Consider the following 13,800-nt stretch of genomic DNA (forward strand, 5'->3'; position numbering starts at 1 on the left):
CCAAGATTGAACGAGGAAAACATGCCTTCCAGTTCCGATTCCCTGACTGTCGGTTTCATCATGTATCCGGGTCTGACACAGCTTGACCTTTTCGGTCCTGCCGATGTGCTGAACCGGATGCCCGGAACCGAAATCAAGCTCCTGTGGAAGAATCTGGACCCGGTCATCGTCGATCGCGGTATGCGCATTCTGCCCAACACCACCTTCGGCCAATGCCAGAAGCTCGACATCATCTGCGTTCCCGGCGGTCCCGGCCAGATCGCGCTCATGGATGATGACGAGACGCTGAATTTCCTGCGCCGCATTGCCCCGGGCTGCAAGCTGGTCACGTCGGTCTGCACTGGCTCGCTGGTGCTGGGCGCGGCCGGCCTACTGCAAGGTTATCGCGCCACGTCGCACTGGTCGGCGATCGATCAGCTCGAACTGTTCGGCGCCACCCCCGTTGAAGAGCGCGTCGTTACGGACCGCAACCGCATTACCGGCGCCGGCGTGACCTCGGGTATCGATTTTGCGCTGCGTGTGGTCGAAAACCTGATGGACAAGACCGCCGCCCAGCAGATCCAGCTGCAGATGGAGTATGATCCCGAGCCGCCCTATCACTGCGGCACACCACGCACCGCGCCGCCGGAAATTCTCGACAGCGTGCGCGCCCGCCTCCACATGTTCCTGTCCAGCCGGCGCTCGGCAAGCGAACGCGCCGCCGAACGGCTGAATAGCAAGAAGTCTGCATGAAAAAGCCCGCCACAAGGGCGGGCTCAGACTGGTGACAAAGCTCGCCCCGCTCTCCTTCGTCACCCTCGGGCTTGACCCGAGGGTCTAAGCACGCATGAACGCGACAAGCGTATCGAGCAAAAAGTCAATCTAAACAATCCATTACGGACCGCCAACGCCACTCGTGCTGAGCGGTGGTTGGATCCTCGGGTCAAGCCCGAGGATGACGTCCGTAAAAAGGATAACAAAACCGGCTTCAGCCGACGATTTCGGTTTCGGAGAACCAGAAAGCGATTTCGCGTGCTGCGGTTTCCGGCGCGTCGGAGCCGTGAACCGAGTTTTCGCCCATGGACAGCGCGAAGGTCTTGCGGATCGTGCCTTCGTCGGCCTTTTCCGGGTTGGTCGCGCCCATGATTTCGCGGTTCTTCAGAACGGCGTTTTCGCCTTCGAGAACCTGGACAACGGTCGGGCCGGAGCACATGAACTCAACCAGTTCGCCAAAGAACGGGCGTTCCTTGTGCTCGGCATAAAAGGCTTCCGCATCGCGCTTGGCCATCCACACCCGCTTGGAGGCGACGACACGCAGGCCGTTTTCCTCGAAAACCTTGGTGATGGCGCCGGTCAGGTTGCGCTTGGTGGCATCGGGCTTGATCATCGAAAAAGTGCGTTCAATCGCCATATCATTCGTCCTCTGGCAAATTTCGTTAAGGGAAATTCGGCCGGTGTATAGAGGTCTTTGAAGCAAAATGGAAGCGTGTCCGGCGGGCGAATGCGCCGGATTTTCGGGAGATATCAGCCTTTTTCCGAAAATTCGAGGCAGCGCTCGAACCAGTTGGACACCGGATCATTCGGATCGAGCAGTCCGGTATTGCCGGTCAAGGCCGCCCACTGGAACGCACCGAAGACGATATAATCGGAGAAAAGCGGTTCACTTCCACCGATAAAAGGCTGAAATTTCAGCATATTACGCAAAGGTGTGCATTTTTCGGAAAACCCGGAAATCTCGGCTTCGCGACCTGTCGCCACCTCTTCCAGCGTCGCCCCCAGACGGGCCTCGCGGCTTTCGCGGAAATAGGCCTGATCCACCGGCGCCAGCATGTCGTGAATATGTTTTACGGCGATGCGAGTGACTGCCGGATGCAGCGTGGACTGCGACCACGCCTCGACAAAGCGCGCCATGGCAAGCCCGCCCTCGCCCTTGAACAGCGACGGACGATCGGGATAGGTCTGCTCCAGATAGATCGCGATCGCAAAACTGTCGGCGATCAGCTTGTCGCCGTCCTTCAGGATCGGCACGGTTTTCGAAAAGCCGTCCTCGAGCTTCGGAATCTCGGTAAAGCCCACGGGCTGTTCTTCGAATGCCAGCCCCTTGTGCTTCAGCGCCAGAATGACTTTCCAGCAATGCGGGGAAAAGCGCACCGAACTGTCGGCGCCGCAGAGCGAATAAAGAACGCGACTCATCGAATGTCTCCCTCTGTTAAACTTCAAGGTGTGCTGCACTGCGGAAAAATTCAAGGCAGCCCTCGACGTAAAAGCGCAGGCTGATCACTGTAGTATGTCCATAATACCAGCAGGGGAAACAGAGCTGCTAGATTTATCTCCTGTCATTTCGAGGAGGAAACAATGGCTCAGAAGACAATCCTGATGATAACCGGTGATTTTACCGAGGACTACGAGACCATGGTGCCGTTCCAGACCCTACTTGCCGTCGGCTACACGGTCGATGCGGTGTGCCCGGGCAAGAAGGCCGGCGACACGGTCCCGACCGCGATCCACGATTTCGAGGGTGACCAGACCTATTCGGAAAAGCCCGGCCACCGCTTTGCCCTGACGGCGGATTTCGATGCGGTCGATCCCGCTGCCTATGACGCTCTGGTGATCCCGGGCGGGCGGGCGCCGGAATATCTGCGGCTCGATGAGCAGGTGATTGCTCTGGTGAAGCATTTCTTCGCCGAAAACAAACCCGTGGCCGCAATCTGCCACGGTGCCCAGATCCTCGCCGCCGCCGATGTTTTGAAAGGACGGCACTGCTCTGCCTATCCGGCCTGCGCACCGGAAGTGAAGCTTTCCGGCGGCCGCTATGCCGATATCGCCGTCACCGAGGCGGTCACCGACGGCAATCTGGTCACCGCACCGGCATGGCCCGCCCACCCGGCATGGCTTTCGCAGTTCATGGCGCTGCTTGATGCGTGAACAAGCACATCCGCTTCGCCGCTACCGCTTCTACCGTCATCGAGCTATACTCGCCTCGGGGAGAAACGGGAGGAGACAATGTGCAGACTGTTTATCGCGGCTGATCCGGCATTGTGGGAAAGCACGACGCGCTCGATCCGCATCGACGGCATGGTGACAAGCATCAGGCTGGAGAATTTTTTCTGGACCGTGCTTGCCGAAATCGGCGGGCGCGACGGGCTTGCCACGACACAGCTGATCACAAAACTCTATCACGAGGCCAACGAGGCGGGCCATGACAGCGGCAATTTCACCTCGTTTCTCAGAGTGTGTTGCGGACGCTACCTGGCGCTTCAGCTTTCCGGCGAGCTGCCGGACGGACTGCCGATTGGGAAAATCGACGCCGGCGGCATTCTGGAACGCGAAAACCTCCGCCGGAAGGCCGTGGCATAAGGCAGATGAATATCCGCCATCGCAACAATTCATGAGGCAGACGCCGACGCCTGCCCTATGATTGCAGCTTGCGATTTCCGTTTTGCAAGGAGCCCCCCACATGCTGCAGCATTACCGCATGTTCGCCGCCTATAATGCCTGGGCCAATGGCCTGATCTATGACGAAGCCGCCGAACTTTCGGATGAACAGCGCAAACGCGACCTCGGGGCCTTCTTCCGTTCCATCCACGCCACGCTCAACCATGTGCTCTACGCCGACCGCGTGTGGATGACCCGGTTTTCCGGCAAGGCGACGGGACCGGTCAAGCTCGATACCATCCTGCATGATGATTTTGCCTCGCTGCGCCATGACCGGAGCATGGAGGACGAAAAGATCATCGCCCTGATCGACGGACTGGACCAGACCAGCCTGCAGGGAACATTTTCCTACCAGCGCGGCAATCCGCCCGAAAGCTACACAGACCGGCTGGCCACCACGCTTGCACATTTCTTCAACCACCAGACCCATCACCGCGGTCAGGTGCACGGCATGCTGACCATGCTCGGCCAACCGTCACTGTCGCTTGACCTGGTCTATTTCCTGCGCTCGGAAAACGGCCGGCAGTTCGCCTGAACCACCGGCCGGCGGTTCACGAATTCGACACGGCCGGCGGGAACAGGTCGTATTCGAACAGGTCGTGGCCGGCGATCACCTGACCGTTGAAGACCTTGCTGACATCTTTTGCGAAGTCATAGTCCGATCCGTCGGCCGGACCACCGGCATAATGGGTGAGGATCACGGTGGTGACACCGGCCTCGTTGGCCATTGCGCCCAGTTTGTCCGGGCTCAGATGCTCGGTTTCCATGTGTGCGGTCAGGTCTTTCAGGTTTTCCGCCGTGATATCCATGGAAGGCGGCTGTGCCGTTTGCGTGCCGTCGGCGGCGATATAGGGCAGACGGACCTCGCTGACGAGCACATCGGCGCCCTTGGCAAGCTTTGCCACGGCCTCGCTCGGGCCGGTATCGCCGGTAAAGACAATGTCGCCATAAGGCGTATCAACCCGATAGGAATAGGAAATGTCCGGCCCTGCGGGCCCTTCCGTCTTGTTGGCGAAATGGCTGTTTTCGACCGCGGTCAACTTGATGTTTTCATCCTGGTAGACAAGGCCGGGCTTGTCGATGTCATGACCGTCGAACATGCCCTTTGAAGACGTCATATGCGGCGTGTCGCCCTTGAATATCCGTTCCGATGTCTTGAGATAATCCAGACTGTCATCGACAAGCGCCTTGGTTTCGGGCGGGCCGTAAATCTGGACCGTTCCTTTCTTCTCGGCCAGTCCGCGCTCCAGCCATTCCTGCCCGATCAGCGACGGCAGGCTGGCATTGTGGTCAAGGTGATGATGGGTGATGAAGATATCGTCGATATTTTCAGCCGGAATGCCGGCCTTGGCGAGCTGGCGCGAAACACCGATGCCGGCATCGAACAGATAGTTCTTGCCATTGACCTGCAGCAGCGTCGCTATGCCGGAGCGATCCGGCAGCGCCACAGGACCACCGGCCGTGCCCAGAAGGATGATGCGTGCGGCTTGATCCTGTGCCGCCACGGGTGCTGCATCAGCGGCAAATGCCGGTTGGCCAAGCGCCAGCGGCACGGCCACAAGCGAAACGGCCAGACAGAGCGTCAGCCTTCGATATTCAACATTAGGTTTCACGATTACATCTCCTGCAATTTTTGCGCGGAGAATTGCCCTGATGCAGGAATTGGCTTTTTTGGCGGCAAGAATCTTTCATTTTGGAAAGGTTCGCCCGCCGCAGAGGCGTTCGCGATCCGCTCGCAAACGCCTCTGCAGGAGGACACAAACTTGATTTCGTCTCAGGCCTGATAGCCATCGACGCCCTTGAATGAGGAATATCCGTCATCGGCCATCACGGTCGAACCATTGATGGCACTCGCTTCGGGCAGCGACAAAAGATAGATGGCACCGGCTATTTCGGCAGGTTCGATAATCCTGCCCTTCATGTGCAGCTTGCTGCCGACCTCTTCGATCGTCTTATCGATCATCCCGGTCTTGACCCATCCGGGCGCAACCGACACCACTCTGACGCCATAGGGCGAAAGTTCGCGCGCCATGGCCTGTGTTACCATGCGCACGCCGCCCTTGCTGGCGTGGTAGCCGATGCTTTCGGTGTTCGCGATGACCCCGCAGATCGAGCCGACATTGATGATCACCCCGGATTTGTTGCTGACCATTTCCCTGCTGACATAATGCCCCATGTGGATGGTGCCCATCAGATTGATCTGAACCGTGTTCAGCGTGTCGGCGATATCGAGTTCGGTGAACGGCTCGCGCTTGCCGACAACGCCGGCAACATTCGCCATGACATCGACCCGGCCATAGGTTTCAACGGCAAAGCGCACGGCGTTTTCGCAGTCTTCAGGCTTTGCGATGTTGCATTCCACAAAGCGTGCGTCGCCGATTTCGTCCAGCGCCTTCATCGCCTTTTCGATGGTTTCCGGCTTGTCGATACCGGCAACGACGACCTTGTCTCCCTTCTGGACAAATTTTCTGGCGGTTTCAAAACCGATTCCGCTCGTACCGCCGGTTACAATAACGACCCTGTTCATTGGAAACTCCTTGATGCATTGCACGACGTGCCCGTTCGCCTTTCGGCTCGCGGTCGCCGATATGAAACACGCATAACGGAGAAAGCGGGCGACAATTTTGACCAAAATCAACCATGCAACACTTCCCTGGAGGCTGAGCCGGGGGCATGACCGTATCTGTCCCGCGCCGGCGGATTGCGGGGGCAGTGAAACCGGCATTTCCGCCAGACCGTCTTGCCAGACGGCATTCTTTCAGACAAAACCGCTGTCATGATTACCATCTCCGATCTTTCCGTCCGTGTCGCCGGACGCCTGCTCATCGAACACGCTTCCGTCTCCATTCCCGATGGCATGAAGGTGGGGCTTGTCGGCCGCAACGGCGCGGGCAAATCAACGCTGTTCAAGGTTCTCACCGGCGCGCTTTCCTCCGAGACCGGCACGGTATCGCTGCCCAAACAGGCCCGTATCGGCCAGGTGGCGCAGGAAGCGCCGGGCACGGAAGATCCGCTGATCGAGATCGTGCTGGCCGCCGACAAGGAGCGTGCGGCGCTGCTGGCGGAAGCGGAGACTGCGACAGACCCGCACCGCATTGCCGAAATCCAGACCCGGCTTGTCGATATCGACGCCCATTCGGCCGAGGCGCGTGCGGCCAGCATTCTCTCCGGCCTTGGCTTCGACGAAACCGCGCAGAGACGTCCGGCCTCGTCCTTTTCCGGTGGCTGGCGGATGCGTGTGGCGCTGGCCGCCGTGCTGTTTTCCGAGCCTGACCTGCTTCTGCTCGACGAGCCGACCAACTATCTCGACCTGGAAGGCACGCTGTGGCTGGAAGACTATATCCGCCGCTATCCCTACAGCGTCATCATCATTTCGCATGACCGCGACCTGCTGAACACGGCCGCCGGCGCGATAATCCATCTCGACCAGAAGAAGCTGACTTTCTATCGCGGCTCCTACGATCAGTTCGAGCGCCAGAAGGCGGAGGCCGATGAGCTGCAGATGAAGGCCCGGGCCAAGAACGAGGCCCACCGCAAGCATCTGCAAAGCTTCGTCGATCGCTTCAAGGCCAAGGCTTCCAAGGCCCGCCAGGCCCAAAGCCGCGTCAAGGCGCTGGAGAAGATGGGCACGGTCGCCGCCGTGATCGAGGATCACGTTCAGGGCTTTTCGTTTCCCGCGCCGGAAAAACAGCCCGCCTCGCCGATCATTGCAATCGAAAACGGGTCCGTCGGCTATGCCCCCGGCAAGCCGATCCTGACGGGCCTCAACCTCAGGATCGACAATGACGACCGGATCGCGCTTCTGGGCGCCAACGGCAACGGCAAGTCAACCTTTGCCAAGTTTATCTCGGGCCGGCTGACGCCCGAAAGCGGCGCGCTCAAGCTTGCCCCCCATCTTTCGACCGGTTTCTTCGCCCAGCACCAGATCGACGACCTGGTGCCCGATGAAAGCGCCGTTGCCCATGTACGCAAACGCATGCCCGATTCAACGGAACCGAAAGTGCGCGCCCGCGTGGCGCAGATGGGCCTTGCGACAGAGAAGATGGACACCCCTGCCCGCGATCTGTCCGGCGGCGAAAAGGCGCGGCTGCTGATGGGGCTTGCCGCCTTCCATGCGCCCAACCTGCTGATCCTCGACGAGCCCACCAACCACCTCGACATCGACAGCCGCAATGCGCTGGTGCAGGCGCTGAACGACTATCCCGGCGCGGTGATCCTGATTTCGCATGACCGACACCTGATCGAAGCCACCGTCGACCGGCTGTGGCTGGTGCATGACGGCACGGTAACGGCCTATGACGGCGATCTGGAAGACTATCGCGAGTTGATCGTCTCCGGCGGCAGGAAGGCCCAGAAGAGCGATGCAGCAAGCACCGCCGACACGCGCTCGAAATCCGAGCAGCGCCGGAGTGCTGCCGATCGCCGCGCGGCCTTTGCCCCGCTGAAGAAGGAAATCGACAAGGCGGAGAAGAAGACCGCGAAGATCGAACAGATCATCGCCAAGCTGGATTCCGACCTCGCCGATCCCAAGCTTTACGAGCGCTCCCCGGAAAAGGCCAAGGTGATGATCCAGGCGCGCGCCAATGCCGCCGCGGAACTTGCCAGGGTTGAAGAGGAATGGCTGACGCTCTCCGCCAGATATGAAGAAGGGATGGCGGACTGACCGCAGCCCGCCATTGATTTACGGACCGGCAGCCAGTTCCACGGGTTTTCTATATCACGCGCGCAGCCGCTCCGGCGCAGCACCGATCTGGGTATCATCGGGCATGATGCCAAGCCGATCGAGCACGGCAATCTGCAGCTTCGAGCGGTTCATCGTGTAGAAATGAAATTCGGAAAGGCCGCGCCGCTGCAGGTCGAGCACCTGCTCGGCCGCCAGATCGGCGGCGGCCTCGAACTGTCCCGGCAGATCATCGTCCAGTCCCTCAAAGCGGCTGTCGACAAAGGCCGGCACATTGGCGCCGCACCGGGCGGCAAAGTTTTTCAGCTGCTTGATGTTCTGGATCGGCATGATGCCGGGCACCACCGGGATCGTTATGCCTGCGCGGCGGACATCGTTGAGATAGTCTTCGAACACATCATTGTCGAAGAAGAACTGCGTCAGCGCACGATCAGCGCCATTGTCGGCCTTGGCCTTCAGCATGGCGATATCGCCGGTGCGGTCGGCGCTTTCCGGATGTTTTTCGGGATAGGCGGATACCGAAATATCGAAATCGCCGATCGTCTTCAGCGCGGAAACGAGAGCCGCGGCATTCGAATAGCCGCCGGGATGCGGACTGTAGGCGGTGCCGATGCCGCCCGGCGGATCGCCCCTCAGGGCCACGAAACGACGGATACCGGCATCGCGGAACCGGCGGATCACATCATCCACCTCCCCCGACGTTGCCTTGACCACGGTCAGGTGCGAAGCCGTTACCAGATCGGTCTCGTCAACCAGCCGTTTGACGGCCGCATAGGTCGGCGCCTGGCTGGTGGCGCCGGCGCCATAGGTTACCGACACGAATTCGGGACTATAGGCGGAGAGCGCCTGCACGGACCGCCACCAGCTGGCCTCGGCCTCGGGTTTCTTGGGCGGAAAAAACTCGAATGAAAAGCCGATCGCGCGATTATTCCCGCGCGCCTCGTTGTTGGCAGACATGATTCAGACACTCCTCACATGATATGTTTCGGCTTCCGATGCCATCAGGATACGACGGTCGCGGCCAAGCCAGACGGTAACCGTCAGGGACCGCTCCTCGGCGCCGGAAAACGGCAGATCGACAACCTTTTCGACGTCCAGTCCCGCAGCCGTCATCCAGTCCGACATCGCCTGATGGGAAAAACCGAGCCTGATATGGGCATGTTCGGCCCGCAGATATTCCAGACCGTGCGGCGCAAAGTCGATCACGACCAGCCGCCCGCCCGGCCGCATCACGCGCGCGGCTTCCGCAATCGCGCGTTCGGGATGTTCAAGAAAATGCAGGACCTGATGAATGATCACCAGATCGAAATCCTCGTTCTCCAGCGGCAGGTTCAAGATGTCGCCGAGCCGCACCGCTGCCTTCGTCACCCCTTCGGCATCGAGATTGGCGCGCGCCACCGCCAGCATGTCGCGGCTGGCATCGACGCCGACGGCGCGGCGGTAAAGGTCCTTCAGGAGCAGCAGCATCCGGCCCGTGCCGGTGCCCAGATCCAGAACGCTTTCCACAGGTTTGCGACCGATCAGCGCCACCAGACATTCTTCGATTTCCGATTCGGAAATATGCAGGCGGCGCATTTCGTCCCAGTCACCGGCATGCTCGGCAAAATAGGCGAGCGCCTTTTCGGAGCGCGCCTGTTTGACCGCGGCAAGGCGCGCTGCATCGCGGCTGAGCGCCGAATCGGTTTCCGCGGCGTTTTTCAAAAGCTCGCGACCAAGCCGTGCCGGTGCTCCCTCTTCCTTCAGGCGAAAATAGGCCCAGGCGCCTTCCTGATAGCGATCGATCAGGCCTGCCTCGCCCAGAAGCTTCAGATGGCGGGAGATGCGCGGCTGCGACTGGCCGAGGATATCGGTGAGGTCCGATACGGTCAGGTCGCCGGACGCAAGCAGCGCAATGAGCCTGAGGCGCGTGGGCTCCCCCACCGCTTTCAGGACATCGACCAGACCGTCCAGATCAAGCTTCGTCATTTGGCATCACCTTCATCAAGATATAAAGATATGTTTATATCGAAAAGAAGAACAGTGCAAGCCTCTGCGAAAACCCCGCGTCCTCAAAATTCTATCATAAAACCAAAAAGACCACCCGAAGGCGGCCTCAGACTGCTGACAAACCCGAAAACGTGCTGGGTGTTGCCTCCGTCAACCATCCCCACAGGTGTCATGCTCGGACGTGATCCGAGCATCCATTCTGCTCAACCCTTTGATAAGAAAGAGTTTGAAGAAAGCCTACATCGTGTGGCCCTGGATCCTCGGGTCAAGCCCGAGGATGACCCAGAGGGAGAGGCAGCATTGTCAAAAAAACAGAGACCGCCCGAAGGCGGCCTCAAACATCTGGGATTTGCGTAACCGTGACAAGGCGCGGGCGTAAACCTGCCCTCGCCCCGCCCATCAGGTCACGAGCATACCGCGCGCGCGAAAGATGTCGCGGGCGGCCTCGGTCTGGTCATTGGTCGGCGTCGGCGTGTCGCGCAGCGTATATTTGCGGCCAAGCGCATCCCATTTGGAAATTCCCATCTGGTGGAACGGCAGCACTTCGACACGCTCGACGATATCGCCAAGCGAGGCGACATAATCGGCCATCTTGTTCACATCGTCCGTATCATCCGTGAGACCCGGAACCAGAACATAACGCATCCACATCTTCTGCTTCAGCCGTTTCAGCCGCTGGGCAAAGTCCAGCGTCGGCTGAAGATACTGGGCGGTGATCGCGTGATATTTGTCCGGATCGATATGCTTGATATCGAGCATGACCAGATCGACATTGTCGAACCATTCATCCTCCACACCAGTATGAAGATAGCCCTGCGTGTCGAGCGCGACGTGAAGGCCCATCTCCTTCTTGATGTGGCTCATGACATTGCCGACAAAGCCGGCCTGCATCATGGGCTCGCCGCCGGAGAAGGTCACGCCGCCGGCGAATTTGAGGAAACCCGCATAGGGGCGGATTTCCTTGAGCATGTCGTCCACATCGACCCTGCGGCCGTTGTGAAGCTTCCAGGTATCCGGATTGTGACAATAGACACAGCGGAACTGGCAACCGGCCATGAAGAACACAAAGCGCATTCCCGGACCGTCGACGGCTGCGCCGGTTTCGACCGAATGGAGAAATCCGTGGTCGATGTCGATATGGACACCGGTTGGCTTGGTTGGGGCGGAAACGCGCTTATGCATTGTTCTTCTCTTCCTTACATTGCGGTGTGGAAGGTCCGGTTGATCACGTCAAGCTGCTGTTCTTTCGTCAGCTTGATGAAGTTGACCGCATAACCCGACACGCGGATCGTCAGCTGCGGATACTTCTCCGGATGGTCCATGGCGTCAAGCAGGGTCTCCTTGTTGAGGAGGTTGACGTTGACGTGGAAACCGCCGGCTGCCGTATAGCCGTCAAGGCAATTCGACAGGTTGGTAATCCGCTCTTCCTCGGTGTGGCCAAGGCTGCCCGGCGTTGCCGAAGCGGTCCAGCTGATACCGTCGAGGGCTGCGTCATAGGGCAGTTTGGCAAGCGATGCGCCTGCGGCCACAAAGCCCTTCTTGTCGCGACCGTTCATCGGGTTTGCACCGGGCGCGAAGGGTTCGCCACCACGGCGGCCATCCGGGGTATTACCGGTCTTCTTGCCGTAAACGACGTTCGACGTAATCGTCAGGATCGACTGGGTCGGCATCGAGTCACGATAGAAGTAAGGCTGAGCCTTGACCTTGTTCATGAACTCTTCGACCAGCCATGCGGCAATCGAGTCGACGCGGTCGTCATTGTTGCCGAATGCCGGGAATTCGCCGGTGATCTTGTAATCAACGGCCAGACCGGTTTCGTCACGAATGACTTCGACCTTGGCATATTTGATCGCCGACAGGGCATCCGCTGCGATCGACAGGCCGGCAATACCGCAAGCCATTGTGCGCAGGATATCACGGTCATGCAGCGCCATTTCAATGCGTTCATACGCATATTTGTCGTGCATGTAGTGAATCGCGTTCAGAGCCTTGACGTAGGTCTTGGCGAGCCAGTCCATGGCCTTGCCGAACTTTTCGACGACTTCGTCATATTCCAGAACATCGCCGGTGATCGGTTCCAGACCTTCGGCAACCTTCTTGCCCTTCAGCTTCTTCTCGTCAACACCGCCGTTGATCGCATAAAGCAGAGCCTTTGCGAGGTTGGCGCGCGCACCGAAGAACTGCATCTGCTTGCCGATCCGCATCGACGAGACGCAGCAGGCAATGCCATAGTCGTCGCCCCATTTCGGACGCATCAGTTCGTCGTTCTCGTACTGAATGGCGCAAGTGTCGGCCGAAACCTTGGCGCAGAAGTGCTTGAAGCCCTGCGGCAGGCTCGGGCTCCACAGAACCGTCAGGTTCGGTTCCGGCGCGGGGCCGAGATTGTAGAGCGTGTTGAGGAAACGGAAGCTGTTCTTCGAAACCAGCGTCCGGCCGTCTTCGCCCATGCCGCCGATTGCTTCGGTAACCCATACGGGATCGCCCGAGAACAGTTCGTCATATTCCGGCGTACGCAGGAAGCGGACGATACGCAGTTTCATGATCATGTCGTCGACCATTTCCTGTGCATCGTCTTCCGAGATGTAACCGGCATCGATATCGCGCTGGATATAGATGTCGAGGAAGGTCGAGACACGGCCGAGCGACATGGCAGCGCCGTTCTGCTCCTTCACGGCAGCCAGATAGCCGAAATAGACGGCCTGAACGGCTTCGCGGGCATTGCGGGCGGGCTTCGAAATATCGACGCCATATTTTTCGGCCATTTCGCGCAGCTCATCGAGTGCACGGAACTGTTCCGAAAGCTCTTCACGCAGACGCATATTGTTGTCGTTGAAGACAACATCGTCGAGTTCGTGGAATTCCTTCTGCTTTTCAGCGCGCAGGAAGTCCGTGCCGTAAAGGGCAACACGGCGATAGTCGCCGATGATGCGGCCACGGCCATAGGCATCCGGCAGACCGGTGATCACGCCCGACTTGCGGCAGGCCAGAATGTCCGGGCTGTAAACGTCGAACACGCCCTGGTTATGGCTCTTGCGATATTTGGTCCATACCTCATGGACGTTTTCGGGAACCTCGTAACCATAGGTCTTGAGGCTGCCTTCAACCATGCGCAGACCGCCATTCGGCATGATTGCGCGCTTCAGCGGCGCATCGGTCTGCAGGCCGACGATGATTTCGAGGTCCTTGTTGATGTAGCCGGCATCGTGAGCGGTGATGCTCGAGGGCTTGTCAGCCGAAACATCGAGGACGCCGCCCTTGTCACGTTCCTGCTGCAGAAGCGCGCTCAGTTCGTCCCAGAGCTGCTTGGTGCGCTCGGTGGCCGGTGCGAGGAAAGATGCATCGCCTTCGTAGGGCGTGTAGTTTTCCTGAATGAAATTGCGAACGTCGATTGCAGTGCGCCATGCACCTTCGCTGAACCCGCTCCACGGGTCGGCGTGTACGTTCGTGTGTTTGGCATACATATCCATGATTTCAGCCCTCGCCATTATAAGAGGAACATTTCTAGGGTTTCAGCGCCACGGCCGAGGAGGATATCCGGCTTGAAAGGGGCGCTGGGGTCGGGGAACGAACTTATCCGGCAAAATGTCGGTCAGAATTTTTCCGACTAAAACGGCCATTCTTGGGCAGGCAGTTACGGGACATCTCATTCCACCAATTCTAGCGAATTCTCATCGCTTACGATGGCTGACTTTGGCGCCTGGCGCTGGTCTTGGGCGTTA

Annotated in this window: 13 protein-coding genes; 5 read left to right on the forward strand and 8 right to left on the reverse strand. The window is 59.1% G+C overall.

Features of this window, described 5'->3' with window-relative positions:
- Positions 1-21 precede the first annotated feature (21 nt).
- Positions 22-732 carry a DJ-1/PfpI family protein gene (locus ACHZCU_RS19010; protein WP_106305532.1) on the forward strand — a complete coding sequence of 237 codons (711 nt, stop codon included), beginning with the start codon at positions 22-24 and terminating at the stop codon, positions 730-732.
- A gap of 235 nt (positions 733-967) precedes the next feature.
- Here the strand turns inward: ACHZCU_RS19010 and ndk are convergent, their stop codons facing one another.
- Complete coding sequence (gene ndk, locus ACHZCU_RS19015) at positions 968-1,390, reverse strand: nucleoside-diphosphate kinase (RefSeq protein ID WP_024709581.1); 423 nt, start codon at positions 1,388-1,390, stop codon at positions 968-970.
- 113 nt (positions 1,391-1,503) lie between these two features.
- Complete coding sequence (locus tag ACHZCU_RS19020) at positions 1,504-2,172, reverse strand: glutathione S-transferase family protein (RefSeq protein ID WP_319520097.1); 669 nt, start codon at positions 2,170-2,172, stop codon at positions 1,504-1,506.
- A 162-nt stretch (positions 2,173-2,334) separates the two neighbouring features.
- Here ACHZCU_RS19020 and ACHZCU_RS19025 point away from each other — a divergent pair, with 162 nt between their 5' ends.
- From ACHZCU_RS19025 to ACHZCU_RS19035, 3 genes are all read left to right on the forward strand, one after another.
- Complete coding sequence (locus tag ACHZCU_RS19025) at positions 2,335-2,904, forward strand: DJ-1/PfpI family protein (RefSeq protein ID WP_319520098.1); 570 nt, start codon at positions 2,335-2,337, stop codon at positions 2,902-2,904.
- A 78-nt stretch (positions 2,905-2,982) separates the two neighbouring features.
- The gene (locus ACHZCU_RS19030; RefSeq protein ID WP_319520099.1) at positions 2,983-3,336 is read left to right on the forward strand and encodes a ribbon-helix-helix domain-containing protein; all 354 of its coding nucleotides are present in this window, start codon (positions 2,983-2,985) and stop codon (positions 3,334-3,336) included.
- 100 nt (positions 3,337-3,436) lie between these two features.
- Positions 3,437-3,949 (forward strand): DinB family protein, encoded by a 513-nt coding sequence (locus ACHZCU_RS19035; RefSeq protein ID WP_319520100.1) that lies wholly within the window; start codon positions 3,437-3,439, stop codon positions 3,947-3,949.
- Between the two features lie 16 nt (positions 3,950-3,965).
- Here ACHZCU_RS19035 and ACHZCU_RS19040 read toward each other — a convergent pair whose 3' ends face one another.
- Together ACHZCU_RS19040 and ACHZCU_RS19045 are read right to left on the reverse strand one after the other, a co-directional pair.
- Entirely contained in the window at positions 3,966-5,027 is a 1,062-nt protein-coding gene (locus ACHZCU_RS19040; protein WP_319520101.1) for an MBL fold metallo-hydrolase, read from the reverse strand.
- 161 nt (positions 5,028-5,188) lie between these two features.
- Positions 5,189-5,941, reverse strand: a complete 753-nt coding sequence (locus ACHZCU_RS19045; protein ID WP_319520102.1) for an SDR family oxidoreductase — start codon at positions 5,939-5,941, stop codon at positions 5,189-5,191.
- A gap of 249 nt (positions 5,942-6,190) precedes the next feature.
- Here ACHZCU_RS19045 and ACHZCU_RS19050 point away from each other — a divergent pair, with 249 nt between their 5' ends.
- Positions 6,191-8,077: an ABC-F family ATP-binding cassette domain-containing protein gene (locus ACHZCU_RS19050; protein WP_319520103.1), complete on the forward strand. Its 1,887-nt coding sequence runs from the start codon at positions 6,191-6,193 to the stop codon at positions 8,075-8,077.
- Positions 8,078-8,131: 54 nt separating this feature from the next.
- Here ACHZCU_RS19050 and metF read toward each other — a convergent pair whose 3' ends face one another.
- The 4 genes from metF to pflB form a co-directional block, all read right to left on the reverse strand.
- Positions 8,132-9,052, reverse strand: coding sequence for a methylenetetrahydrofolate reductase [NAD(P)H] (metF, locus tag ACHZCU_RS19055; protein ID WP_319520104.1), 921 nt, complete (start codon positions 9,050-9,052; stop codon positions 8,132-8,134).
- Positions 9,053-9,055: 3 nt separating this feature from the next.
- Positions 9,056-10,060, reverse strand: coding sequence for a metalloregulator ArsR/SmtB family transcription factor (locus ACHZCU_RS19060; protein WP_319520105.1), 1,005 nt, complete (start codon positions 10,058-10,060; stop codon positions 9,056-9,058).
- A 420-nt stretch (positions 10,061-10,480) separates the two neighbouring features.
- The gene (pflA, locus tag ACHZCU_RS19065; protein WP_106305556.1) at positions 10,481-11,263 is read right to left on the reverse strand and encodes a pyruvate formate-lyase-activating protein; all 783 of its coding nucleotides are present in this window, start codon (positions 11,261-11,263) and stop codon (positions 10,481-10,483) included.
- A gap of 14 nt (positions 11,264-11,277) precedes the next feature.
- Positions 11,278-13,548, reverse strand: coding sequence for a formate C-acetyltransferase (gene pflB, locus ACHZCU_RS19070; protein WP_319520106.1), 2,271 nt, complete (start codon positions 13,546-13,548; stop codon positions 11,278-11,280).
- Between the last annotated feature and the right edge of the window lie 252 nt (positions 13,549-13,800).

Source organism: uncultured Martelella sp., assembly GCF_963677965.2.
GTDB classification, from domain to species: Bacteria; Pseudomonadota; Alphaproteobacteria; order Rhizobiales; family Rhizobiaceae; genus Martelella; species Martelella mangrovi.